The 22,288-nt window shown below is 75.0% G+C and carries 18 protein-coding genes and 1 pseudogene; 7 read left to right on the top strand and 12 right to left on the bottom strand.

Going from position 1 to position 22,288, the window contains the following annotated elements:
• The first annotated feature begins 110 nt into the window (after nucleotides 1-110).
• Nucleotides 111-1,049 carry a ferritin-like domain-containing protein gene (locus ABTX81_RS35525; protein WP_350554291.1) on the top strand — a complete coding sequence of 313 codons (939 nt, stop codon included), beginning with the start codon at nucleotides 111-113 and terminating at the stop codon, nucleotides 1,047-1,049.
• 382 nt (nucleotides 1,050-1,431) lie between these two features.
• Entirely contained in the window at nucleotides 1,432-2,388 is a 957-nt protein-coding gene (locus ABTX81_RS35520) for an aminoglycoside phosphotransferase family protein (protein WP_350554289.1), read from the top strand.
• Here ABTX81_RS35520 and ABTX81_RS35515 read toward each other — a convergent pair.
• The 5 genes from ABTX81_RS35515 to dxr form a co-directional block, all read right to left on the bottom strand.
• Entirely contained in the window at nucleotides 2,361-3,008 is a 648-nt protein-coding gene (locus tag ABTX81_RS35515) for a GNAT family N-acetyltransferase (RefSeq protein WP_350554287.1), read from the bottom strand. The genes ABTX81_RS35520 and ABTX81_RS35515 overlap by 28 nt on opposite strands.
• A 16-nt stretch (nucleotides 3,009-3,024) precedes the next feature.
• On the bottom strand, nucleotides 3,025-3,900 hold the full coding sequence (locus ABTX81_RS35510; protein WP_350554349.1) for a GNAT family N-acetyltransferase: 876 nt from the start codon (nucleotides 3,898-3,900) through the stop codon (nucleotides 3,025-3,027).
• Nucleotides 3,901-4,055: 155 nt separating this feature from the next.
• Complete coding sequence (gene ispG, locus ABTX81_RS35505; RefSeq protein ID WP_350554285.1) at nucleotides 4,056-5,216, bottom strand: flavodoxin-dependent (E)-4-hydroxy-3-methylbut-2-enyl-diphosphate synthase; 1,161 nt, start codon at nucleotides 5,214-5,216, stop codon at nucleotides 4,056-4,058.
• A 140-nt stretch (nucleotides 5,217-5,356) separates the two neighbouring features.
• On the bottom strand, nucleotides 5,357-6,661 hold the full coding sequence (locus ABTX81_RS35500; RefSeq protein ID WP_350554283.1) for a M50 family metallopeptidase: 1,305 nt from the start codon (nucleotides 6,659-6,661) through the stop codon (nucleotides 5,357-5,359).
• Between the two features lie 79 nt (nucleotides 6,662-6,740).
• Entirely contained in the window at nucleotides 6,741-7,970 is a 1,230-nt protein-coding gene (gene dxr / locus ABTX81_RS35495; protein ID WP_350554281.1) for a 1-deoxy-D-xylulose-5-phosphate reductoisomerase, read from the bottom strand.
• Nucleotides 7,971-8,058: 88 nt separating this feature from the next.
• On the opposite strand from dxr, the gene ABTX81_RS35490 reads away from it, so the two are divergent.
• Nucleotides 8,059-8,724 carry an NAD(P)H-binding protein gene (locus tag ABTX81_RS35490; protein WP_350554279.1) on the top strand — a complete coding sequence of 222 codons (666 nt, stop codon included), beginning with the start codon at nucleotides 8,059-8,061 and terminating at the stop codon, nucleotides 8,722-8,724.
• 60 nt (nucleotides 8,725-8,784) lie between these two features.
• On the opposite strand, the gene ABTX81_RS35485 is transcribed toward ABTX81_RS35490, so the two are convergent.
• The 3 genes from ABTX81_RS35485 to ABTX81_RS35475 form a co-directional block, all read right to left on the bottom strand.
• Nucleotides 8,785-10,227, bottom strand: coding sequence for an aldehyde dehydrogenase family protein (locus tag ABTX81_RS35485; RefSeq protein ID WP_350554277.1), 1,443 nt, complete (start codon nucleotides 10,225-10,227; stop codon nucleotides 8,785-8,787).
• A 171-nt stretch (nucleotides 10,228-10,398) separates the two neighbouring features.
• Nucleotides 10,399-11,964 carry a PucR family transcriptional regulator gene (locus ABTX81_RS35480; RefSeq protein WP_350554275.1) on the bottom strand — a complete coding sequence of 522 codons (1,566 nt, stop codon included), beginning with the start codon at nucleotides 11,962-11,964 and terminating at the stop codon, nucleotides 10,399-10,401.
• Between the two features lie 154 nt (nucleotides 11,965-12,118).
• Nucleotides 12,119-14,209: an ATP-binding protein gene (locus tag ABTX81_RS35475; RefSeq protein WP_350554273.1), complete on the bottom strand. Its 2,091-nt coding sequence runs from the start codon at nucleotides 14,207-14,209 to the stop codon at nucleotides 12,119-12,121.
• Between the two features lie 240 nt (nucleotides 14,210-14,449).
• On the opposite strand from ABTX81_RS35475, the gene gabT reads away from it, so the two are divergent.
• Together gabT and ABTX81_RS35465 are read left to right on the top strand one after the other, a co-directional pair.
• Entirely contained in the window at nucleotides 14,450-15,790 is a 1,341-nt protein-coding gene (gene gabT / locus ABTX81_RS35470; RefSeq protein ID WP_350554271.1) for a 4-aminobutyrate--2-oxoglutarate transaminase, read from the top strand.
• A 441-nt stretch (nucleotides 15,791-16,231) separates the two neighbouring features.
• Nucleotides 16,232-16,879, top strand: coding sequence for a phosphatase PAP2 family protein (locus tag ABTX81_RS35465; RefSeq protein ID WP_350554269.1), 648 nt, complete (start codon nucleotides 16,232-16,234; stop codon nucleotides 16,877-16,879).
• Here the strand turns inward: ABTX81_RS35465 and ABTX81_RS35460 are convergent.
• Nucleotides 16,876-17,214: a DUF2218 domain-containing protein gene (locus ABTX81_RS35460; protein ID WP_350554267.1), complete on the bottom strand. Its 339-nt coding sequence runs from the start codon at nucleotides 17,212-17,214 to the stop codon at nucleotides 16,876-16,878. The two genes, ABTX81_RS35465 and ABTX81_RS35460, sit on opposite strands and share 4 nt — an antisense overlap.
• 147 nt (nucleotides 17,215-17,361) lie before the next feature.
• Here ABTX81_RS35460 and ABTX81_RS35455 point away from each other — a divergent pair.
• Nucleotides 17,362-17,688, top strand: a pseudogene (locus ABTX81_RS35455) (MarR family winged helix-turn-helix transcriptional regulator); the annotation flags it as partial.
• Between the two features lie 124 nt (nucleotides 17,689-17,812).
• On the opposite strand, the gene ABTX81_RS35450 reads toward ABTX81_RS35455, so the two are convergent.
• Nucleotides 17,813-18,766, bottom strand: coding sequence for an EamA family transporter (locus ABTX81_RS35450; protein ID WP_350554347.1), 954 nt, complete (start codon nucleotides 18,764-18,766; stop codon nucleotides 17,813-17,815).
• A gap of 118 nt (nucleotides 18,767-18,884) precedes the next feature.
• Here ABTX81_RS35450 and ABTX81_RS35445 point away from each other — a divergent pair, with 118 nt between their 5' ends.
• The gene (locus tag ABTX81_RS35445; protein ID WP_350554265.1) at nucleotides 18,885-19,790 is read left to right on the top strand and encodes a LysR family transcriptional regulator; all 906 of its coding nucleotides are present in this window, start codon (nucleotides 18,885-18,887) and stop codon (nucleotides 19,788-19,790) included.
• A 32-nt stretch (nucleotides 19,791-19,822) separates the two neighbouring features.
• Here ABTX81_RS35445 and ABTX81_RS35440 read toward each other — a convergent pair whose 3' ends face one another.
• Together ABTX81_RS35440 and ABTX81_RS35435 are read right to left on the bottom strand one after the other, a co-directional pair.
• Nucleotides 19,823-20,587: a ZIP family metal transporter gene (locus ABTX81_RS35440; RefSeq protein ID WP_502892928.1), complete on the bottom strand. Its 765-nt coding sequence runs from the start codon at nucleotides 20,585-20,587 to the stop codon at nucleotides 19,823-19,825.
• Nucleotides 20,588-20,812: 225 nt separating this feature from the next.
• Nucleotides 20,813-22,288: restriction endonuclease (locus tag ABTX81_RS35435; RefSeq protein WP_350554261.1), on the bottom strand; the 1,476-nt coding region annotated here is incomplete at its 5' end.

Raw genomic sequence — 22,288 nt, 5'->3', positions numbered from 1 at the left:
CCCGCCGCGAACGCAATCCATGCCCACAGACGTAAGGATTCTGTAATCATTCACGCCAACGAGGGCAGGCGGGCAGGCCGTCCTCCCGTACACGCCCCGGAGTGACACCCATGCAGCCGCCCAGCCGACGGACCCTCCTCACCCTCGGGCTGCTCCTCACCGCCGGCGCGACCCTCACCGCCTGCACCGACGGGCACGCCGACGACCCCACCGCCCCGGCCGGCGACCACCGCCGCCCCGACCCCGACGAGCCGGTCCGCCTGCGCGCCGTCGCCGCCACCGACACCCTCCTCGCCGGCTACGACGCCCTCCTCCCCCAGGCCCCCCAGCTCCAGCCCCTGCGCGCCGAGGTCGCCCAGCACCGCGCCGCCCTCCAGCCCACCACCACGACACCCCCCACCACCCCGGCGGCCTCCCCCAGCACCCCTCCCCCCACCCTGGCCGCGCTGGCCGCCCTCGAACGCCAGACCGCCCAGTCCCGCCTCGCCGACCTCGGCGCCGCCTCCCCCCAACTGGCCCGCCTGCTGGCCTCCGTCTCCGCGGCCGGCGTCCTGCACGCCGTCACCCTCGGCGACCCCGCCCCCGGCGCCACCCCCACCCCCACCCCGACCCCCGGCGAGCCGGCCACCGCCTTCCAGGACGCCCTCGGCGCCGAACACGCCGCCATCTACGGCTACGGCGTGGTCGGCGCCCGCCTCACCGACGACCAGCAGCGCACCGACGCCCGCACCACCCTGGCCGCCCACCAGTCCCGCCGCGACGCCTGGCAACGCCTCCTCACCAGCACCGGCGCCACCCCCACCGCCGCCGCCCCCGGCTACCAGCTCCCCTTCCCGGTCACCGACGCCCCCACCGCCACCCGCCTCGCCGCCCACCTGGAAACCCGCCTCACCACCGTCTACGCCGACCTGGTCGCCGCCGCCCCCGCCCCCCACCGCCCCCTCGCCGCCGACGCCCTCCGCGACTCCGCCCTCCGCGCCCACCACTGGGGCGCCACCCCCACCCCCTTCCCCGGATTCCCCACCACCCCCACCCCCAGCACCACCTGACGGGCACGCAGGCCAAAGCCGCGCGCCCACCCCACCCGCACCCACCCACGCCCACCACGCCCACCACCCCTCCACCCACCCCCCAACCCCCCACCAGGCGAGAGGGACGCGCTGCGGGAGGGGGCGGCGTAGGGGGTGGCCGCGGAGAGGGGCGTTGCGGGTGATTTTCAGACTGCCAACGGCGCGCACCCCCTCCCCCACAGCGTCGGCAGTCGGAAAATCATCCAGCCCCCGGAGCGGCCACCCCCGGAGCCGACCCCGCACCCACCCTCCCGAGAGCCGCGCTGCACACACCCACCCCGCACTGCCACCCCACCCCATTCCCTCCCATAACCGACAATGGACCCGTACCACCCCAGGGCCCCGCTACCGAAAGGCCGGCATGTCGGCAGCAACACCCGGAGAGATCACCGTCCCCGACTGGCTCACCCGAAGCCTCACCGCCGCCCACCCCGCCGAGGCACCCACCTGGCTGGCCGACCTGCCCGCCCTCGTCGCCACCCAGCTCACCCGTCTGGGCGTCACCCTGGACCGCGTCCTCGACCCCGGCGGCACCCATGGTCTCGTCGCCTACGTCCACCGCGACGACGACCTCACCCCCGCCACCCTCAAGGTCTCCCTCGGAACCCCCGAAACCGCCCACGAGCCCGACGCCCTCACCGCCTGGGCCGGCCGCGGCGCCGTCCTCCTCCTCGACGCCCACCGGACCCCCACCGCCGGCGTCCTCCTCCTGGAACGCCTCCACGGCGAGATCCCCCTCCGCTCCCTCGCCGAGCCCAAGGCCATGCTGGAAGCCACCAGCCTCCTCCACCGCCTCTGGCTCCCCCTCCCCCTGCCCTCCTCACCCGTCCCGCCCTCACCCGTCCCGCCCTCCCCCTTCCCCACCCTCCCCCAAGCCGCCCCCACCCTCCCCGGCGAAGCCATCCCCGGCCTCCCCGGCGAAGCCACCCCGCTCCTCGCCGAGGCAGCCGAGACCGCCACCGCCCTCACCACCTCCGCCACCGAACAGTTCCTCCTGCACGGCGACTTCCACCACGGCAACGTCCTGGCCGCCGACCGCGCCCCCTGGCTGGCGATCGCCCCCCGCCCCCTGGCCGGCGAACGCGCCTACGACCTGGCCCGCCTCGCCCTCGACCGCGCGGACACCCTGGTCGGCTCCCCCGGCCTCGCCGCCGCCGTCCGCCGCCGTCTGCACCAGCTCGCCGAAGCCCTGGACGTCGACCGCGACCGCCTCCGCGGCTGGACCCTGGTCCGCGCCGTCGACCTCGCCCTGACCGCCCTCGCCGCGGGCCGCCGCCCCGAGGCCGAGCTCTACCTCGAGTTCGCCGGCGCGCTCTGAGCCGCCCCGGACCCTCCGGCCCCCCGCAACGGCAGCGACGCCCCCATCACCGCGTACCGCCGCTCCGTGTTCGGAAAGTGCACCGCCCGCGCGAGATCCCGGTACCCCAGCGCCCGGTAGAGCCGCCGGGCCGGCGTCTCGGCGTCGATCGCCGAAAGAATGCTCCGCTCCATCCCGGACCGCTCCGTCAGCGTGCGGATCAGCGCCGAGCCGACCCCCCGCCCCTGGAACTCCGGCAGCACATGCAGTTCGGTCACGGCGAAGACGTCGTCCAACCAGTCCCCGTGCCCCCGCGCGACCAGATAGGGCTCGATCACCGTGCTCCACCAGTGCTCCCGGTGGTTGGGCATCCCGTACCCGAACCCGACCAGCCGCCCCCCGCTGAACGCCCCGAACGCGATCACCCCGGGCTGCTGCGCGTGCCGCCCGACGATGTGCAGCCGGACCATGACCTCCTCCGGGGTCAGCCCGAACGCCACCGCCTGCACATCGAGCGCCTGCGGAGCCCACGCCGCCAGATCAATGGCCTCGACAACCACCCCGCCCCGCCCCGCCTGAGCACCCCACTCACCCTGCGCGCCCTGCTCACCCGCGCCCTGCCGCTCCATGTCCCGGCCCATGTCCCCGCCCCACCCCTCAGAACAACACGCTCATGAACGCCCCGACCTCCCGGAACCCCACCCGCCGGTACGCGGCCCTGGCCCGCAGGTTGTAGTCGTTGACGTACAGCGAGACCACCGGCGCCACCTCCCGCAGCGCGATGTCCAGCACCGCCGCCATCCCGGTCTCGGAGAGCCCCCGCCCCCGGTGCTCCGGCGCCACCCAGACCCCCTGGATCTGGCAGGCCCCCGCCGTGACGGCCCCGATCTCCGCCTTGAACACGACCTCCCCGTCCTCCCCGAACCGGGCGAACGACCGCCCCGTGGAGACGAGTTCGGCGACCCGGGCCTGGTACAGCAGCCCCCCGTCACCCGCCAACGGCGAAACCCCGACCTCCTCGGTGAACATCGCCACACAGGCCGGCATCAGCGTGTCGATCTCATTGCGCCGCACCCTCCGCACCAGCGGATCCACCGCGATCTCCGCGGACGGCACGCTCGTCGACAGCAACGGCTGATGCGCCCGGACCTCCCGCGCCGGCCCCCAACTGCGCTCCAGCAGCGCCCACAACGCCGCCGTGGGCCCCGCCGGGCCCACGATGGAGGAGCAGCGGCGCCCCTGCCGCCTGGCGCGCTCCGCGAACGCCTGGACGGCCTGCGGCCCGGCGTCGACCAGCACCAGGTTGGCCCCCGCGTAGCAGAGCGCGTCGAGTGCGCCGTTCTCGTCGTACCAGCCCCACATCTCGCCGCCGAGCCGCCAGGGGTCGAGGCCGACGGCCTCCACCCGGGTGGCGACGAAGGCGTTGGCGACCGGGTCCCGGTGGAGGACGGCGAGGGCGTCGGCGAGGTCCGGGGGTTCCAGCACGCGGGTGGTCGCCAGGGCGCGGGCGGCCTGGAACGAGCTGGGGAGCATCACACCTCGATCGAGCATCGAGACAGCACCTTACTGAGACGACTCTGGCCGCACCCTACTCCGTGGCCCCACCCGGATACGGCCGCGGGGCCGTCCGCGCACGGACGGCCCCGCTTCCGGAAGACTTGCGCGGACCTACCCGACACCGGGGTGGGTCACTCGCCGGCGGTGACGGTCGGCGCGCCGGACTCGGCGCCCTCGGCCTCCATCTGCTCGGCGATCTTGAACGCCTCCTCGATCAGGGTCTCCACGATCTTGGACTCGGGGACGGTCTTGATGACCTCGCCCTTGACGAAGATCTGGCCCTTGCCGTTGCCGGAGGCCACCCCGAGGTCGGCCTCGCGAGCCTCGCCCGGGCCGTTGACGACGCAGCCCATGACCGCGACGCGCAGCGGCACGTTCATGCCCTCCAGACCGGCCGTGACCTCCTCGGCGAGCTTGTAGACGTCGACCTGGGCGCGGCCGCAGGACGGGCAGGAGACGATCTCCAGGCCGCGCTGGCGCAGGCCGAGCGACTCCAGGATCTGGTTGCCGACCTTGATCTCCTCGGCCGGCGGGGCGGAGAGCGAGACCCGGATGGTGTCGCCGATGCCCTCGGCGAGCAGCGCGCCGAAGGCGACCGCGGACTTGATGGTGCCCTGGAAGGCGGGGCCGGCCTCGGTGACGCCGAGGTGCAGCGGGTAGTCGCAGGCGGCGGCGAGCTGGCGGTAGGCGTTGATCATCACGACCGGGTCGTTGTGCTTGACCGAGATCTTGATGTCGCGGAAGTCGTGCTCCTCGAAGAGCGAGCACTCCCAGAGCGCGGACTCGACCAGCGCCTCGGGGGTGGCCCGGCCGTACTTCTCCAGCAGGCGCTTGTCGAGCGAGCCGGCGTTGACGCCGATCCGGATCGGCACCCCGGCGTCCTTGGCGGCCTTGGCGATCTCGCCGACCTTGTCGTCGAAGGCCTTGATGTTGCCCGGGTTGACGCGGACCGCGGCGCAGCCGGCGTCGATGGCCGCGAAGACGTACTTCGGCTGGAAGTGGATGTCGGCGATCACCGGGATCTGCGACTTCCTGGCGATGATCGGCAGCGCGTCGGCGTCGTCCTGGGAGGGGACGGCCACCCGCACGATCTGGCAGCCGGACGCGGTGAGCTCCGCGATCTGCTGCAGCGTGGCATTGATGTCCGAGGTCACCGTGGTGGTCATGGACTGCACCGAGACGGGGGCGTCGCCGCCGACCGGCACATTGCCGACCATGATCTGACGGGAGACACGGCGCTTGGCGAGCGGCTTGAGCGGCAGAGACGGAATACCGAGCGAGATCGCGGTCATGTGCGCAGGGTTCCCCGGGGTTGAGGTGTGGTCGGTCCGGCCGCTGGGACGGCGGAGCCCGGGCGCGCCGACGATCGCGCGCCCGGGCTCCAACGGTACGGCACGGGAACGGGCGCCCGCGCACGCACCGGCCCGCCGGTCTAACTGATCTTGACGGGGTTCACCAGGTCGGCCACCAGCACCAGCAGCGTGAAGCCGATGAACACACTGGCCACCACGTAGGCGAGCGGCATCAGCCGGGCCACGTCGAACGGGCCGGGGTCGGGCCGGCGGAACAGCCGGGCGAAGCGGCGGCGCACCGACTCCCAGACCGCGCCCGCGATGTGGCCGCCGTCCAGCGGCAGCAGCGGCAGCATGTTGAAGAGGAACAGCGACAGGTTGATCCCGGCGAGCAGGTTCACGAAGTAGGCGACCCGCTGGCTGCCCGGGATGTCCAGCGCGAACACCTCGCCGCTGACCCGGGCCGCGCCGACCATGCCGATCGGCGAGTCGGCCTCGCGCGGGGCGCCGTCGACCACCGAGTGCCAGAGGCCGGGGATCTTGCCGGGCAGCGCGGCGAGCGACTTCACGCCGTTCTCCGCCATGTCGTACATCCGGTCGACGGACTGCCCGAGGCCGAGCTGGACCACGCCGCTGGCCGGGGTGAAGCCGAGGAAGCCGGCCCGCACCGTCTCGCCCTTGACCGGCACGCCGTCGGCGTCGTACTTCTGCACGTCGTTGACGGCGAGCTCCGGGGTGAGGGTGAGCCGCTGCCCGTCGCGCTCGACCACCAGCTCGACCTTCTTGCCGGCCGACTTGCGGATGTCGCCCTGGAGCTGCTCGTAGGTCGTGATCCGGTCGCCGTCGAAGGAGACCACCTTGTCGCCCGGCTTCAGCCCGGCCTGGAAGGCGGGCGCCACGGGCGCGTCCGCCGGGCAGTTGTCGGTCGGCTGGCCGGCCTTGACCACGCACTCCGAGACGGTGCCGATGGTCGGCACCGACATGGGGACGCCGAAGCCCATCATCACCGTCAGGAAGAGCCCGAAGGAGAGGATCAGGTTCATGAACGGCCCGGCGAACATGACGATCACGCGCTTCCACGGCTTGCGTGTGTAGAAGAGCCGGGTCTCGTCGCCCTCCTTGACCTCCTCGTAGGAGGCCTCCCGGGCGTCCTCGATCATGGTCCGCCAGGGCGAGGTGGAGCGCTGGGTGATCCGCCCGTCCGCCCCGGGCGGGAACATCCCGATCATCCGGATGTACCCGCCCAGCGGGATGGCCTTGAGGCCGTACTCGGTCTCGCCCTTCTTCCGCGACCAGACCGTCGGGCCGAAGCCGACCATGTACTGCGGCACCCGGATGCCGAACAGCTTGGCCGTGGAGAGGTGGCCGAGCTCGTGCCAGGCGATCGAGAAGAGCAGTCCCAGTACGAAGACCAGGATGCCGACCACCGTCATCACCGTTGCCACCGCTGCTCCTCCGTCATGCCACTCCGCTCATCCTGTCGTCGTACCGGTCGTCCGGCGGTGCCGTCCGGGCGGACCCGGATCAGCCCGCGGCCAGCTCGCGGGCCCGGGCGCGCGCCCAGTCCTCCGCGTGCAGGACGTCCTCCACCGTCAACGAAGTTCCCGCCGCGGGAGCGCCGTGCTCCGCCACGACCTTCGCCACAGTGTCCACGATCCCGGTGAAGGCGAGGCGGCCGGCCAGGAAGGCCTCCACACACTCCTCGTTGGCCGCGTTGAACACCGCCGGGGCGGTGCCGCCCAGCGTGCCGACCTCGCGGGCCAGCTCGACCGCGGGGAAGGCGTCGTTGTCGAGCGGGAAGAACTCCCAGGTCGCCGCCTTGGTCCAGTCGCAGCCCGGGGCCGCGTCCGGCACCCGGTCCGGCCAGCCCAGGCCCAGCGCGATCGGCATCCGCATGTCCGGCGGGCTCGCCTGCGCCAGCGTGGAGCCGTCGGTGAACTCCACCATCGAGTGGACGACCGACTGCGGATGGACCACCACCTCGATCCGCTCGAACGGCACGTCGTACAGCAGGTGCGCCTCGATCACCTCCAGGCCCTTGTTCACCAGGGTGGCCGAGTTGATCGTGACGACCGGGCCCATCGCCCAGGTCGGGTGGGCCAGCGCGTCCGCCGGGGTCACGCCCGCCAGCTCGGCGCGGCCGCGGTTGCGGAACGGGCCGCCGCTCGCGGTCACCACCAGCTTGCGGACCTCGGCCCGGGTGCCGCCCGCCAGCGCCTGGAACAGCGCGGCGTGCTCGGAGTCCACCGGCACGATCTGCCCCGGCTTCGCGACCGCCTTCACCAGCGGGCCGCCGACGATCAGCGACTCCTTGTTGGCCAGCACCAGCACCCGGCCGGCCCGCAGCGCCGCCAGCGTCGGGCGCAGGCCGATCGAGCCGGTGATGCCGTTCAGCACCGAGTGGCACTCCATCGCCGCCAGCTCGGCCGCCGCGTCCGGACCGGCCAGCACGGCCGGCAGCGCCCGGCCCGCCGCCTTCGCCGCCAGCGCCTCGCGCAGCGCCGGCTCGGCCGCCGGATCGGCCACCGCCACGGTGTGCACGCCCAGCCGCAGCGCCTGCTCGGCGAGCAGCTCCACCCGGCCGCCGGCCGCCGACAGGGCCACCACCCGGAAGCGGTCCGGGTTGCGCAGGACCACGTCGATGGCCTGGGTGCCGATCGAGCCGGTGGAACCGAGGATCACCAGCTCCCGGGGGCCGGAGGGGTTGTTCACCTCGGGGGTGAACCGCAGCTGCGGGTGGGCGAGCGAAGTCATGCGCCCATTGTGTCCTGCCCGGATCCCCCTCCGGCACCACGGGACCGTTACCCGTACGCCGGGCGCGCCCCCGGCGTACCGTCGGACCATGCGCACCGTCATCGCCGGGGGCCACGGACAGATCGCCCTCCTCCTGGAACGCCTGCTCGCCGATCGCGGCGACCGCCCCGCCGGGATCATCCGCCGCCCCGAACAGGCCGGCGACCTCGTCGCCGCCGGGGCCGAGCCGCTGCTGCTCGACCTGGAGGCCGCCGCCCCGGCCGAACTCGCCCGGCTGCTCGACGGCGCCGACGCCGTGGTGTTCGCGGCCGGCGCCGGACCGGGCAGCGGCGCCGCCCGCAAGCTCACCGTCGACCGGGACGCCGCCGTGCTGCTCGCCGACGCCGCCGAGCTGGCCGGGGTCCGCCGCTACCTCATGGTCTCCGCGATGGGCGCCGACGCCGGGGCCCGGTACCCCGCCGACGAGGTCTTCGAGACCTATCTGCGGGCCAAGGGCGCCGCCGACGACGCCGTCCGGTCCCGCACCGGACTGGACTGGACGGTGCTGCGCCCCGGCCGCCTCACCGACGGCCCGGGCACCGGCCTGGTCCGGCTCGCACCGAGCGTGCCGCGCGGCTCCGTCGACCGGCAGGACGTCGCCGCCGTGCTCGCCGCGCTGCTGCACGAGCCGGGCAGCGCCGGGCAGACCCTGGACCTGGTGGCCGGCGACGCCACTGTGGCCGAGGCCGTCGCGGCCGCCGCCGGCCACCTCTGACCCCGGGCACGCGCGAGGGCCCGGCCGCACGCGGCGGCCGGGCCCTCGGTCACGTCACCCTCAGAGGTCGAGGCCGCTCAGGACCAGGACCTTCTCGACGGTGTAGTCGTCCATCGCGTAGCGGACGCCCTCGCGGCCGACGCCGGAGTCCTTGACGCCGCCGTACGGCATCTGGTCGGCGCGGTAGGACGGCGCATCGCCGATGATCACACCGCCGACCTCCAGCTCCCGGTGGGCGCGGAAGGCGGTCTGCAGGTCGTGCGTGAACACACCCGCCTGCAGGCCGAACAGCGAGTCGTTGACGGCGGCGAAGGCCTCGTCCACGCCGTCCACCTTGTGCAGCGACAGGACCGGGCCGAACACCTCGGAGGTGGCCAGGATCGCGTCGGCCGGCAGCTCGGCCAGCACGGTCGGGGCGTAGGTCGCGCCCTCGCGGGTGCCGCCGGTGAGCAGCTTCGCGCCCTTGGCAACCGCGTCGTCCACCCAGGACTCCACGCGCTTGGCGGCGTTCTCGTCGACCAGCGGGCCGACGTCCGTCGCGTCGTCGTTCGGGTCACCGGTGACCTGGGCCCGCACCTTGGCGACGACCTTCTCCACCAGCGCGTCGTACACCGACGCGTCGGCGATGACCCGCTGCACGGAGATGCAGGACTGGCCGCCCTGGTAGTTGGCGAACATCGCGATCCGGGTGGCCGCCCAGTCCAGGTCCGCCTCGGAGGACCAGTCGGCGAGCACCACGGCCGCCGCGTTGCCGCCCAGCTCCAGGGTGGTGTGCTTGCGCGGCACCGAGTCCATGATCTGGTAGCCGACCTTGTCCGAACCGGTGAAGGAGATCACCGGCAGGCGCGGGTCCTGCACCAGGGCCGGCATCCGGTCGTTCGGCACCGGCAGGACGCTCCAGGAGCCGACCGGCAGGTCGGTCTCGGCCAGGATCTCGCCCAGCACCATCGCCGACAGCGGGGTTGCCGGGGCCGGCTTGAGGATGATCGGCGCGCCGACCGCGATCGCCGGGGCGATCTTGTGGGCGACCAGGTTCAGCGGGAAGTTGAAGGGGGCGATGCCCAGCACCACGCCGCGCGGGAAGCGGCGCACCACCGCGAAGCGGCCCGTGCCGCCCGGGTCGGTGTCCAGCCGCATGGTCTCGCCGTTGGTCCGGCGGGCCTCCTCGGCAGCCCAGCGGAACACCGAGACGGCGCGGCCGACCTCGCCGCGGGCCCACTTGATCGGCTTGCCGTTCTCGGCGGTGATCAGCTGGGCGATCTCCTCGGTGCGCTCGGTCAGCCGCCGGGCCACGTGGTCCAGGGCGGCGGAGCGCACGTGCGCGGGGGTCGCGGCGAACACCGGCAGCGCGGCGACGGCGGCCTCCAGGGCCTCCTCGACCTGCGCCTCGGTGGGGATGCTCACCTTGCCGACCAGGCGGCCGTCCCAGCTGTTGTGCACCTCGAAGTCGGCGTCGCCGCTCGCCCGGCGGCCGGCCAGCCAGAAATCGTACGTGGTGGTCACCGTGGTACCGGCCCTCTCCTCGTCGTCCTCACGACCCCACGGACGTGGAGCCAGAACCGAGGGTAGGGCGGGCGACGCGCCGACCGGATTGGACACCGAGTAGCGTTCGCCACCGCGGTCACTCCACGGCGTCCAGCGCCGCCACGACGCCTTCCTTCCGCTGCGCGCCGTTCACTCCTCGCCGGAGCGCAGCGCCAGCCAGAGCTCCATCCGGACGTCCGTGTCGTCCAGCGACCGCCCCAGCAGTTCCTCCACGCGCCGCATCCGGTACCGCAGGGTGTGCCGGTGCACCCCGAGGTCGGCCGCCGCCGCGTCCCACTGCCCGTGCCGCGACAGCCACGCCCGCAGCGAGGCCACCAGATCGCCGCGCGCCGTCCGGTCGTGCTCCCGCAGCGGCCGCAGCAGGCCCTCCGCGAAGGCCGTCACGGCGTCCTCGCCGAGCAGCGGCAGCAGCGAGCCGGCGCCGACCTCCTCGTGGTCCACCGAACGCCGGCCGCCGCGCAGCGCCACCGCCAGCGCCCGCTCGGCCTGCGCGTGCGCCGTCCCGGCGTCCTCCAGCGCGGCCGGCGCCGACACGCCCAGCGACAGGCCCTCGTGCTCCTCCACCGCCCCCAGGCACGCCCGGTGCACCGCGCCGTTGTCCAGCGCCAGCACCATCAGCCGTGCCCCGTGCGCGCCGTCCTCCCGCGCCACCAGTAGCTTCTCGCCGACCCGCGACCCGGCCTGCTCGGCCCGGTCGCCCAGCTCGCCCAGCGCCTCCCCGGCGTCCGTCCCCTGGGCCGCCCCGGCCACCAGCACCCGGACGGTCCCCTCCGGCAGCCCTCCGAACAGCCCCGCCGCCACCTGCCGGGCGGTGCCCACCTCACCGGCCAGCACCATCCGCAGCAGGGCGGCGCCCATCTTCTCCTCGGCCTGCCGCAGCTCCCGCGACCGCTCCAGGGTCAGCGTGAGCAGCGCCACCGCCGCGTTCAGCACGTACCGCTCGGTCGGCGTGATCCGGTCCTCGGTGCCCACCGCCAGGAAGCCCCGGGCCCGCCGGTCCGCCCCCAGCGACTGGACCACCACGTAGTCCTCGTCCGCCGTGTCTATCCCCGGCGCCCGGCCCTGCAGCGCGGCACTCGACGGCGCCGGCCGCCGACGCAGCCGGTCCACCTCCGCCGCCAGCCGCCCGGCCCGGCGCGCCGCCCAGTCCGGCGCCACCACCGACAGCGCGCCCGAGCCGTCGTACAGCGCCGCCCAGCCGCCCAGCCGGGCCGCCAGCCGCCGCACCACCGCCGTCGTCCCGTCCTTGCCCAGCGCGGCCCGGGTCAGCTCCTCCTGCGCCTCGAAGCTGGTCGTCACCGCCTCGTACTGCTCGGCCGCCAGCGCCGCCGACACCACCTTGCTGATCGCGATGAACGGCGTCGGCTCCGGCACCCGCAGCAGCGGCAGCCCGCGCTGCGCCGCCGCGTCCACCAGCGGCTGCGGCACCTCGGTGTGCGACAGGCCCACCCCCAGCCCGAGCCCGACCACCCCCGCGTCGGCCAGCCGGTGCACATACGCCTGCAACTGGGCGGCGGTACGGCCCAGCTTGATCCCGGTGGTGAGCAGCAGCTCGCCACCCTCCAGGAACGGCGTCGGGTCGTCCAGCTCACTGGTGTGCACCCAACGGACCGGCCGCTCCAAGTGGTCCGCACCGGCGAGGACCGTCAGATGGAGCGAGGTGTTGCGGACGACGGAGGCAAGTGTGGGGGGCATGGCACCTTCGAGGGAACGACCCGACCGCGCCGTTGCGGCCGGGCGAGAGAGGGCTGGGGGTCCTGGGGGGATTCCCACTTCTCATTATGGACGCTCCGGACAACCGGCACTGCCGAATCCACCTCGAAGGCGAGCTTCGTCTCCCGGAGCCCGGTTAGTCCCTGAGATCGACCAGCAGCGGCGGCACCTGCTCCCCCGACACCGCCGTCAGCGACAGCACCACGTGCCCGGCCGGCAGCGCGTGCGCCAGGTCCGACGGGGACCACCGCAGCCGCTCCACCTCCCGCGTGGTCACCGACTCCGTCTGCGCGGTCGTCCCCGACAGCGCCTTGCGCCCCAGCCGCCCGGCCCGGCGCACGATCCCGCCCGAGGTGTCCGGGGCCAGCGTCACCGCGGTCTCCCGCACCAGATGGGTGCCCCAGGCCTCCGAGAACAGCCGGCCGTCCCACGGCGCGATGCCCGGGAACGCCGCCCGGCAGCCCACCGCCCCGAACAGCGGCGCCCGCAGCGCCTCCGGCAGGTCGACCAGCGTCCGCAGCAGCAGCACCACCCCGGCGTTCGCCCCGCGCAGCCGCTGCAGCCCGCGCACGATCCCGGCGTCCAGCGCCGCCGAGGCGTCGTCCACCACCAGCCCGGCGAACAGCGACCGGTCCCCGCGGGCCCCCGCCGCCTGCACGAACTGGCCCACCAGCAGCCGCGACAGCATCCGCGCCGCCTCCGGGTGGCTGCGCTCCGGCAGCTTCACCCGCACCCGCAGCGGATGGTCCAGCACCCGCATCGCGAACGGCGGGCGGCCTGTGCCGTCGGTCGCGAACACCCCCTCGAAGGCCGGCCGGTCCAGCAGCGCCAGCCGGTCCGCCAGCAGCGCCCCCGGATCGTCCGCCCGGCCGCGCTGACGCTCCCGGTGCTCCAGGTCCCGCTCGTACGAGCCCAGCCGGCCCGCCGCCCGCAGCCCCTTCACCAGCGACTCCAGCGCCTCCGGCTCCCCGGCGAGCAGCGCCCGCAGCTCGCGCACGCCCGGGTAGCGGCCGAACGCGGCGTGGAACGGGCCGACCATCTGCTGCAGGGCCGTCCGGGCCGTCTCGGCGCGCGCCGTCAGCTCGTCCGGCAGCAGCGCCTCCGCCAGCCGGGCCGCCGCCTCGTCCGGATCCTGCGCCGCGCCGTACAGGTCCAGCCCGTAGCGGGACGCGGCGTGGCCCGGGGCGATCACCACGTCGTACCAGTCGTCCGGCCCCAGGTCCGCCTCCGCCGACCCGATCACCACCGCGCACGCCGTCCCGGCCAGCGCCTGCAGGCACAGCGCCTCCGCCACCGGCCGGGCCAGCCGCGCCGTCTTCCCCGTCCCCGCCGGACCCACCGCCAGCAGCGAGGTGCCCAGCACCGACGGGTCCAGCGCGAAGCCCGCGGCCCGGTGGGCCGGCGGGTTCTTCGGCACGTCCTGCGCGGTGCCGAGCCGCACCTGGGCCAGCAGCAGGTCGTGCCGCTCCGCCCGCCCCGGCAGCTCGCGCGCCTCCGAGGGGTGCGCGAACGCGGCCGCGCCGCGCAGCGACACCTGCTCGACGAAGGCCGGCAGGAACGCCCGGTCCGCCTGGGCCGACTCCCACGCCCGCTGGATCCGCACGTAGTCGACGTCCCCGACCACCTCGCCGTCCAGCCGCCCGGCCGCGACCGCCGCCCCGCCCTGTCGCAGCACCGCCCACGGATCCCGCTGCCGCACCGCCTCCGCCTTCTCCTCCACGGACGCGGGCTCCGCCTCCGTCACCGTCCGCGACAGCAACGGCACCGCGTACCGCCGCCACACCTCCGGCCACCGCCCCATCCGCCCGAAGACCTTGATGACCACGGCGAGCACGACGGCGTTGACCACCAGGAGCGTGAACATGGCCCCGGCCTCCGAGGGCTCGGCGAGGGGGCCGATCCCCGTCTGACGGCCGAACCACACCAGCAGGTACATCAGCAGCTGGGTGCCGTACAGATAGGCGAACCACCCCACCACCGCGTTCAGCCCCGCGCGCAGCAGGAGGGGCCAGGTGGGGACCTTGGCGGCCTCGGCGCGGTCGGGGTCGAGCCGGCGGTAGCCCTGGCGGAAGACGCCCGGGGCGGCCTCCGGCCGGTCGGCGGCGGCCCAGGCGGCGAGGTCGAAGGGCGCGCGGGCCGGGGGGCGCGGGTGCGGCATCGGGGTGGGCGGGGTGTGGGGGGTGGCGGTGGTCCGCTCGCTGTGGCTCCGTGCCCCGTCCAGTCCCATGTACGGCCCCGCTCCCTCGCCCGCCGGCCCGACCGCCGTCGGTGCCGCCCATACCCATGCCGCCGCCCCGGCGACACGCCCGCGCTCAATGTAGTGGAGCGCGGCCCGCCGGTCGTGGCGCCGACCGCGCTGGCCGCCCCGGACAAGTCGGACGGCCCACTGCTACCGAGTGGCGCATGCCTGCCTGGAGAACGCCGCCGTAGCCTGCGAACTACCGAGCCGAGAAGTCTGGAGAAACCCATGAGCGCCGCAACGCCGCTCCCGCAGGAGCGCCGCCTGGCCACCGCGATCCCCGGTCCGAAGTCGCAGGAGCTGCACGCCCGCAAGCTGGGTGCGGTGGCGGCCGGCGTCGGCACCACCCTGCCGGTGTACGTGTCCCGCGCCAACGGCGGCGTGCTGGAGGACGTGGACGGCAACTCGCTGATCGACTTCGGCTCCGGCATCGCCGTGACCAACGTCGGCAACAGCGCCGAGGCCGTGGTGGCGAAGACGACCGAGCAGCTGGCCGCCTTCACCCACACCTGCTTCATGGTGACCCCGTACGAGGGTTACGTGGCCGTGGCCGAGCAGCTGAACGAGCTGACCCCGGGCGACCACGAGAAGCGCACCGCGCTGTTCAACTCGGGCTCCGAGGCCGTCGAGAACGCGGTGAAGATCGCCCGCGCCTACACCAAGCGCCAGGCCGTCGTGGTGTTCGACCACGGCTACCACGGCCGCACGAACCTCACCCTGGCGCTGACGGCGAAGAACATGCCGTACAAGCAGGGCTTCGGTCCGTTCGCCCCCGAGGTCTACCGGGTGCCGGTGGCCTACCCCTACCGCTGGCTGACCGGCCCGGAGAACTGCGCCGCCGAGGCCGCCGCCCAGGCGATCGACACGATCAACAAGCAGATCGGCGCCGAGAACGTCGCCGCGATCATCATCGAGCCGCTCCAGGGCGAGGGCGGCTTCATCGAGCCGGCCAAGGGCTTCCTGCCGGCGATCGTGGAGTTCGCGAAGGCCAACGGCATCGTCTTCGTCGCGGACGAGATCCAGACCGGCTTCTGCCGCACCGGCCAGTGGTTCGCCTGTGAGGACGAGGGCATCGTCCCGGACCTCATCACCACCGCCAAGGGCATCGCCGGCGGTCTGCCGCTGTCCGCGCTGACCGGCCGCGCCGAGATCATGGACGCCGCGCAGACCGGCGGCCTCGGCGGCACCTACGGCGGCAACCCGGTGGCCTGCGCCGCCGCGCTGGGCGCCATCGAAACCATGAAGGAGCAGGACCTCGTCGGCAAGGCGCAGCGGATCGGCGAGATCATGCTGGGCCGCCTGCGGGCGATGCAGGAGAAGTTCGACATCATCGGCGAGGTCCGCGGCCGCGGCGCGATGATCGCCGTCGAGCTGGTGAAGCCGGGCGGCAAGGAGCCGAACACCGAGGCCACCGCCGCCATCGCCAAGGCCTGCCACGCCGAGGGCCTGGTCGTGCTGACCGCCGGCACCTACGGCAACGTGCTGCGCTTCCTGCCGCCGCTGGTGATGCCGGAGCACCTGCTGAACGAGGGCCTGGACATCCTCGAGGGCGCGTTCGCCGCCCTCTGATCCGGCCCGCGGCCCCGACGCCGCGCCCAAGACCCGCCGGAGGGATGTCCGGACAGCGCTGAACGGCCCGCGGGGACCTCGTCCCCGCGGGCCGTTCGGTTCGAACCCGGCGTGACGCCACCGGCGCGGACGGTGAAGATGGTGTGCGGAATCGCTGAAGCTCCACTACCCCGCACGGACCTTGACGTAGTGTCATCACAGATGGACAGCAAGCCCCAGCCATGGGCGGATCCGTCCGCGGCACCGTCCTCCGGGACGGCTCCGCGCGAGGGCCGCGAGGACAACCAGGCCGTCCCGCCCGGGGCGGTGCACACCGAAAGCCGATCGACCGGCCGTCCGACCCACACCCCCCGGGGCGCACGGAGCGGCGATCATCAGGGCCGCCCCGGAGCTCTCCCCCCTGCTCCGGGGCGGCTGCCTCGTGTCCTCGTCCACCCCGCGGTGCCGGTGGTCCTCGGGGTGCTGCTGGTACTGCTGTCCTGGCAGGTCGCGGTGGACGGGCCGCTGCTGGGACTGGACCGCTGGGCCCGGCACACCGTCCGGGAGGCCCGGCACACCCTGCACAACGCCCTGCTCGACCGCCTCGGCGAGGCGTTCGCCGACCTGGGCGCGGGCTCGGTGGCGGTGCCGGTCCTGCTCCTCGGCGCGGTGGTGGCGGCCGGGCGGGAGTTCCGGGCGGGCTTCACCCGCTGGTGGCTGCCGGTCCCGGTGGCGGTGCTGACGGCCGGGCTGATCCCGCTGCTGGTGGTGCCGGCGAAGGCGTGGTTCGCGCGCCCGGGCCCGCTCGGGCTGCCGCTGACGGCGGACCAGTGGGGCTGGTACCCGTCCGGCCACACCGCGACCGCCACGCTCGGGTACGGCGTGGCGGCGCTGCTGCTGGCCCGCACGGCCGGCCCCGGGGCGCGGCGGGCGCTCGCCGCCGGGGCGGCGCTGCTGGCGGCGGGCGTCGGGCTCGGGCTGGTGTGGAGCGACTACCACTGGCTGCTGGACGTGGTGGCCAGCTGGTGCCTGGGCGGCCTGGTCCTGTGGGCCCTCGCCCGCCGGCCGCTCACCGGCCGGCCCGGCAAGGACCCGGGAACGAGCCCTTAGCCCTCGGCGGGGTCCTCGTCGTTGCGGTGGACGTGGCCGGGCTCGCCGTTGTCGCGGTGCCACTCGACGACCAGCTCGTCGCGGGCGCCGAAGCGGACCAGGTGGCGGCCGACGACGTCCTCCAGGCCGGGCAGGTTCTCGGTCGCGCCCTCGACGGCGAGCAGCAGGGCCTCGGGGGTGGCCTCCAGGGTGGCGGTGCCGGTGCTGAAGACGAAGGTGCCGTGGCCGGTCTCCTCGGACCAGTCGGCCTGGATCTTGCGGCCCATGTGGGCGGCGAGCTGCTTGGCGTAGCGGGCGGAGCGGTCGGTGGCGACGCGGGCTTCGGAGCGGGGCACGGGTCCTCCAGGGTCGGGGGAGGGAACTTAGGGTGCCCTCACTCACGGCCTACGCTAACGCAGATACTGAGCCTTGCTCAACATATTTCCGATCGCCTCGGGACCGGCCGATACCCTGGGTCGGACACCTGCCGAGGAGAGCCGCCCATGACCACCACGCCGACCGACGACGCGGCGAGCTCCTCCTCCGTTCCGGACCCGGCGGCCGCCCCGGACACCACCCCGGACACCGCCGCCGAGCTGGCCGACGCGATGACCCGGGCGATCAAGCGGATCCGCCGCCGCACCAGCGAGCGGCTGGAGCCCTACGGCATCACCCCCGGCCAGGGCCGCGCCCTGCGGACGCTCGCGCACGCCCCCGGCTGCGAGCTGCCCGACCGGGCGATGCGGCTGAGCGACCTGGCCGACCGGCTGCACATCGCCCCGCGCTCGGCCACCACGGTGGTCGACGCCCTGGAGGAGGCCGGCCTGGTCGAGCGGGCCCCGGACCCGGCCGACCGCCGCGCCGTGCGGATCCTGCTGACCGCGGCCGGCCGGTCGGCGGTGGAGCGGATCGGCCAGGTCCGGCACGAGGTCGCCCAGGAGTACTTCGGCCCGGTCAGCCCCGCCGAGCAGGACGCGCTGCTGCGAGCGCTGCGGACCGCCGAGTCCGCGTACGCGGCGACCGCCGGGCCCGCCGGCGCGCCGCGCCGGGCAGTGCCCCCGGGCGCAGCGCGGTGATCCCGATGCCGACGACCACCAGCACCGCGGCGACGGCGCCCAGCGGGCCGACCGACTCGCCGAGCAGCAGCCACGCCGAGGACATCCCGAACACCGGCACCAGCAGCGAGTAGGGCGCGACGGCGGTGGCGTCGTAGCTGCGCAGCAGGTAGCTCCAGGCGACGAAGCCGAACAGGGTGGAGACCAGCCCGACGTAGCCGATCGCGCCGAGCCCGGCGAGGCCGATCCCGCGCAGCGCCCGCAGATCGGCCGCCGGGCCCTCGACCAGCAGCGAGAGGCCGAGCAGCGGCAGCGGCGGCACCGCGCTGACCCAGACCATCCAGCGCAGCGCGTCCGGCGGGGCGGCCTTGCGGGTCAGCACGTTGGACAGGCCCCAGGCGGCCGCGGCGAGGACGACCAGGGCGAAGGCGCCAAGCGGTCCGCCGAGGCCGCGGTCGACGGCGCTCAGTCCGATCCCGGCGAACGCCACGGCCAGGCCGAGCAGCCGCTGCCCGCCGGGCCGCTCGCCCAGCAGGACGCCGGCGAACAGCGCGGTGAAGACGGCCTGCCCCTGGAGCACCAGGGAGGAGAGGCCGGCCGGCATCCCGGCGTGCATGCCGAGGAAGAGCAGGCCGAACTTGACCACCCCGAGCACCACGCCGACCGCGAGCACCCACCGCCAGGCGACCTTCGGCGGGCCGACGAAGAAGACCGCCGGGACGGCCACCACCGCGAACCGCAGGGCGCAGAAGAGCAGCGGGGGGAAGTTCTCCAGGCCGACGTGGATGAGGACGAAGTTGAGGCCCCAGACGGCGGCCACCAGGACGGCCAGGGCGATGTGACGCGGACTCATGCCGCCGGTGGTACCGCCCGGGGCGGCCTGCGGGGATGCGCTCATGGGACGAGGATGGCCGCCGGGCATCGTGTAGCACCAGCGATGAGTTCTGAAGGAAACGCTTTAGCATGGCTGCATGATGGATTTGGGGCGCCTGCGGGCGCTGCACGCGGTGGCCGTGCACGGCTCGGTCGGCGGGGCGGCCGCTGCCCTCGGCTTCACGCCGTCCGCCGTCTCCCAGCAGATCGCCAAGCTGGAGCGGGAGACCAGGACGGTGCTGCTGGAGCGCCAGGGCCGCGGGGTGGTGCTGACCGACGCGGCGCGCGAACTGGCCGCCACCGCGCAGGCGGTGCTGGGCCTGGTGGAGCGGGCCGAGGTGCGGCTGGAGGAGCAGCGCGGCCGGGCGGTCGGACGGCTGCTGGTGGCCGCCTTCGCGACCGGCGCGCGCGGGCTGATGCCGGGTGTGCTGGCCGATCTGCGCGAGCGCTGTCCGGACCTGGACGTGCGGCTGCTGGAGAGCGACCCCTACCCGGCGGCCGAGCTGGTGGCGCGCGGGGAGGTCGACCTGGCGCTCGTCCAGGACTGGCCGACGGTGCCGCTGCCGGTCCAGGACGGCCTGTCCCGGCTGGACCTCGGCGAGGACCCGGTGGACCTGCTGCTGCCGGCCGGCCACCCGCTGGCCGGGCTCGCGGCGGTGCCGGAGGAGCGGCTGCGCGGGCAGCGGTGGACCAGCGTGCCGCCGGGCAACATCTGCCACGACTGGCTGGTCCGGACGCTGCGCGAGGCCGGCGAGGAACCGGACGTGCGCTACCAGGTCGGCGAGTTCGAGACGCAGATCGCGCTGATCGCGGCGGGGCTGGGCGTCGGGCTGGTGCCGAGGCTGGGCCGGTCCGCGCTGCCGCCGGGGGTGGTGGCCCGGCCGGTGGTCCCGGAGCCGGCCCGGCGGGTGTTCGCGCTCTGGCGCTCCCAGGCCTCGCGGCGCCCCGCGATCACCGAGGCGCTGGCCGCGATGCGGGCCCGCTGGGACGCGCGGGGCGGCTGATGCCGGCCCGGCGCCGCCCGCCGGGCGCGGCGTCAGCCGGCGAGGCCGATCACCAGCCACATGAAGCCCACCCCGCCGAGGGTGCAGAGCAGCGTGGTCCGCGAGGGGTGCGGGCTGTGCGCCTCGGGCAGGATGTCCGAGGTCGCCAGGTAGAGCAGGAATCCGGCGAAGAACCCCAGGTAGAGGCCGAGCAGGTGCTCGGAGATGGTGAACAGCAGGGTGATCGCGGCCCCGGTGACTGGCGCGAGCGCGTCCGCCGCGAGCAGGGTCAGCGCCCGCCGCCGGTTGTTCCCGTAGAGCCGGGTGATCGTGTACGTGTTGAACCCGTCGGCGAAGTCGTGCGCGACCACGGCGATCGCCACCACCGTGCCGACCGTCGTCCCGGCCTGGAAGGCCGCGCCGATCGCGAAGCCGTCCATCACGCTGTGGCCGACCAGGGCGAGGGCGGCGGTCAGACCGACGCCCTGGTGGCCGTCGACGCCGGAGCGGGCGCGGCCGTGCGCGTGTCCGTGGGCCTGGCCCTGCGCGGGCCGCTGGCCGTGGGTGTGCTCGGCGTACTCCGCCTCGTGGCCGCGGTGGATCGCCACCGCCCGCTCGACGATGTGGATGGCCAGGAAGCCGGCCGCGAACATCAGCAGCGCCTGCGGCACCCCGTGGACCTCCTCGGGCGCCTGGTGCAGCGCCTCCGGAAGGAGGTCGAAGGCGACCACCCCGAGCATCAGCCCGGCGGCGAAGCCGAGCACCAGGTGGCGGCGGTCGCCGGTGCGCTGCGCGACCCAGCCGCCGATCAGCGTCATAAGGAACGCGCCGGCGGCGACCAGGACCGCGGTCACCGCCGTTCCCCCGTGACGAAGCGTCTACTCACTCGTCTCCCCCGTGTTCCGCCGTACCGCCTCCCCGGGCCGACCGTCGACCGGAGCCGGACGGCCGTGTCCCCCAGCGTCGTGCAGCCCGCCCACCGGCGCCCGCCGGACGGTCCGTCGGGGTGAGCCCGCGGACCGACGGCCCGTCCGGCGCCCGGCTCAGCGCCCGGCGGCGAGCGGCAGACCGAGGTGGGTGCGCGCCAGCTCGCGCACCCCGTCCCCGTCGACCAGGTGGATGTGCCGGTGCCCGTCCTCGCCGGTGAGGTCGAGCGCCCCTTCGGTGAAGTGACCGGTGGTCAGCCGCAGGCCGCGCTCGGCGGACTCCTCGCGGACCGCCTCCGCCAGCGTGCGGATCTCCTCCTCGCCCACCGGTCCGGCGCCCCGCGAGGCCCAGACCACCCAGCGGCCGGGCAGCGCGCTGCCGGCCGGCCCCTCACCGGTGGCCACCAGCCCGGCCTGGCCGCGCAGCCGCACGCTCCACTGGCCGAGACCGCCCCGGGTGAGCAGTTCGCGGACCAGCTGGGCGAACTCGTTCGCCGACAGGTCCGGCGCGGCCGGGACGGCGGCCGCCGTCCGCGCGGCCGGCTCGACGCCCGCCCGTCCGTACGGGTCGGGGCTGACGGCGGCGCCGAGCCGGCGCAGCCGGACCAGCGCCTCGTCCTGCTCGGCGTCCGCGTAGACGCCCTCGCCGTCGGGCTGCTCGTCGGGGTCGGCGGGCGGCAGCAGCCTGGTGCGGGCCAGCGCGTCGCGGTCCGCGTCCACGCTGACCAGGCAGAGCGGCTCGGCCCCGCCGGGCTCGCGCAGCCAGCCGTTGAGCACGACCCCGGCGAGGATCTCGTCGGTGTCGACGGCGTCGGCGGCCTGCAGCGCGCGCAGGGCCAGCCGGGCGACCAGCCGCAGGTAGTCGGCGGACCGGTCGGCCGGCGGACGCGGCACCGGGAGGATCTCGCCGTCCGCGCCGAGCCGGTAGCCGGTCAGCGAGGGGACCACGTCGAGGGCGGGCAGGTCGAGGTCGAGCACGGCGGTGCGGGTCAGCGGCCGGTAGACGGCCCGGCAGGGCGCCGGCAGGTCCTGGGTGCGGGTCTCGGCGGCGGCGAGGGCGCGCTCCAGCAGCGACTCGACGGCTGCCGGCTCGGCCTGCCGGTAGGCCCGGCGGCACTCCTCCAGGGACTCGTTGTACTCGCGCACCGCGCGCGCCCGGGCCTCCTCGGCCTCGTGGTGGGCGCGCCGGGACTCGTCGACGACCGGGTCGACGGCGTCGGCCTGCCGGGTGCGCCACTCCCGCAGGGCACGCTGGTGGGCGAGCCGGGCCTGCGCCAGCTCGCGCTGGTAGCCGGAGTCGAGCAGCCGGCGGGCCGGGCCCTCGTCGGGGTCGGCGGCGGGCGGCTCGGCGGGCGCGAAGTCCTCCCAGCGCGGCTCCGGGTCCTCGCCGGCCTCCGCGGCCGGCCCGTCGGCCGGGTAGGGGCGGGGCTCGTAGCGGCGCAGCTGGCTCTCGAAGTCCATGGCCGACACCGGCAGCGCGGCGCGCCGGAGCAGGTCGGCCAGCCGCTCCTGCTCGGCCTGGACGGTGAGCGTGCGGTGGTGGGTGAGCGCGGCGGCCCGGGCGTGGGCGGCGACGGCCTCGTCGCCGCCCAC

Origin of the sequence: Kitasatospora sp. NPDC097605 (assembly GCF_040302725.1) — a bacterium.
In the GTDB taxonomy this organism is placed as follows: domain Bacteria; phylum Actinomycetota; class Actinomycetes; order Streptomycetales; family Streptomycetaceae; genus Kitasatospora.
Note: the sequence above shows the minus strand (reverse complement) of the source record. Positions and strands in the feature narration are given on the sequence as shown.

Excerpts from the sequence above, each read along its gene's own strand:
- ABTX81_RS35525 (WP_350554291.1), top strand. The coding sequence starts at position 111 with ATGCAGCCGCCCAGCCGACGGACCCTCCTCACCCTCGGGCTGCTCCTC.
- ABTX81_RS35520 (WP_350554289.1), top strand. The coding sequence starts at position 1,432 with ATGTCGGCAGCAACACCCGGAGAGATCACCGTCCCCGACTGGCTCACC.
- ABTX81_RS35515 (WP_350554287.1), bottom strand. The coding sequence starts at position 3,008 with ATGGGCCGGGACATGGAGCGGCAGGGCGCGGGTGAGCAGGGCGCGCAG.
- ABTX81_RS35510 (WP_350554349.1), bottom strand. The coding sequence starts at position 3,900 with ATGCTCCCCAGCTCGTTCCAGGCCGCCCGCGCCCTGGCGACCACCCGC.
- ispG (WP_350554285.1), bottom strand. The coding sequence starts at position 5,216 with ATGACCGCGATCTCGCTCGGTATTCCGTCTCTGCCGCTCAAGCCGCTC.
- dxr (WP_350554281.1), bottom strand. The coding sequence starts at position 7,970 with ATGACTTCGCTCGCCCACCCGCAGCTGCGGTTCACCCCCGAGGTGAAC.
- ABTX81_RS35490 (WP_350554279.1), top strand. The coding sequence starts at position 8,059 with ATGCGCACCGTCATCGCCGGGGGCCACGGACAGATCGCCCTCCTCCTG.
- ABTX81_RS35480 (WP_350554275.1), bottom strand. The coding sequence starts at position 11,964 with ATGCCCCCCACACTTGCCTCCGTCGTCCGCAACACCTCGCTCCATCTG.
- ABTX81_RS35475 (WP_350554273.1), bottom strand. The coding sequence starts at position 14,209 with ATGGGACTGGACGGGGCACGGAGCCACAGCGAGCGGACCACCGCCACC.
- gabT (WP_350554271.1), top strand. The coding sequence starts at position 14,450 with ATGAGCGCCGCAACGCCGCTCCCGCAGGAGCGCCGCCTGGCCACCGCG.
- ABTX81_RS35450 (WP_350554347.1), bottom strand. The coding sequence starts at position 18,766 with ATGAGTCCGCGTCACATCGCCCTGGCCGTCCTGGTGGCCGCCGTCTGG.
- ABTX81_RS35445 (WP_350554265.1), top strand. The coding sequence starts at position 18,885 with ATGATGGATTTGGGGCGCCTGCGGGCGCTGCACGCGGTGGCCGTGCAC.
- ABTX81_RS35440 (WP_502892928.1), bottom strand. The coding sequence starts at position 20,587 with ATGACGCTGATCGGCGGCTGGGTCGCGCAGCGCACCGGCGACCGCCGC.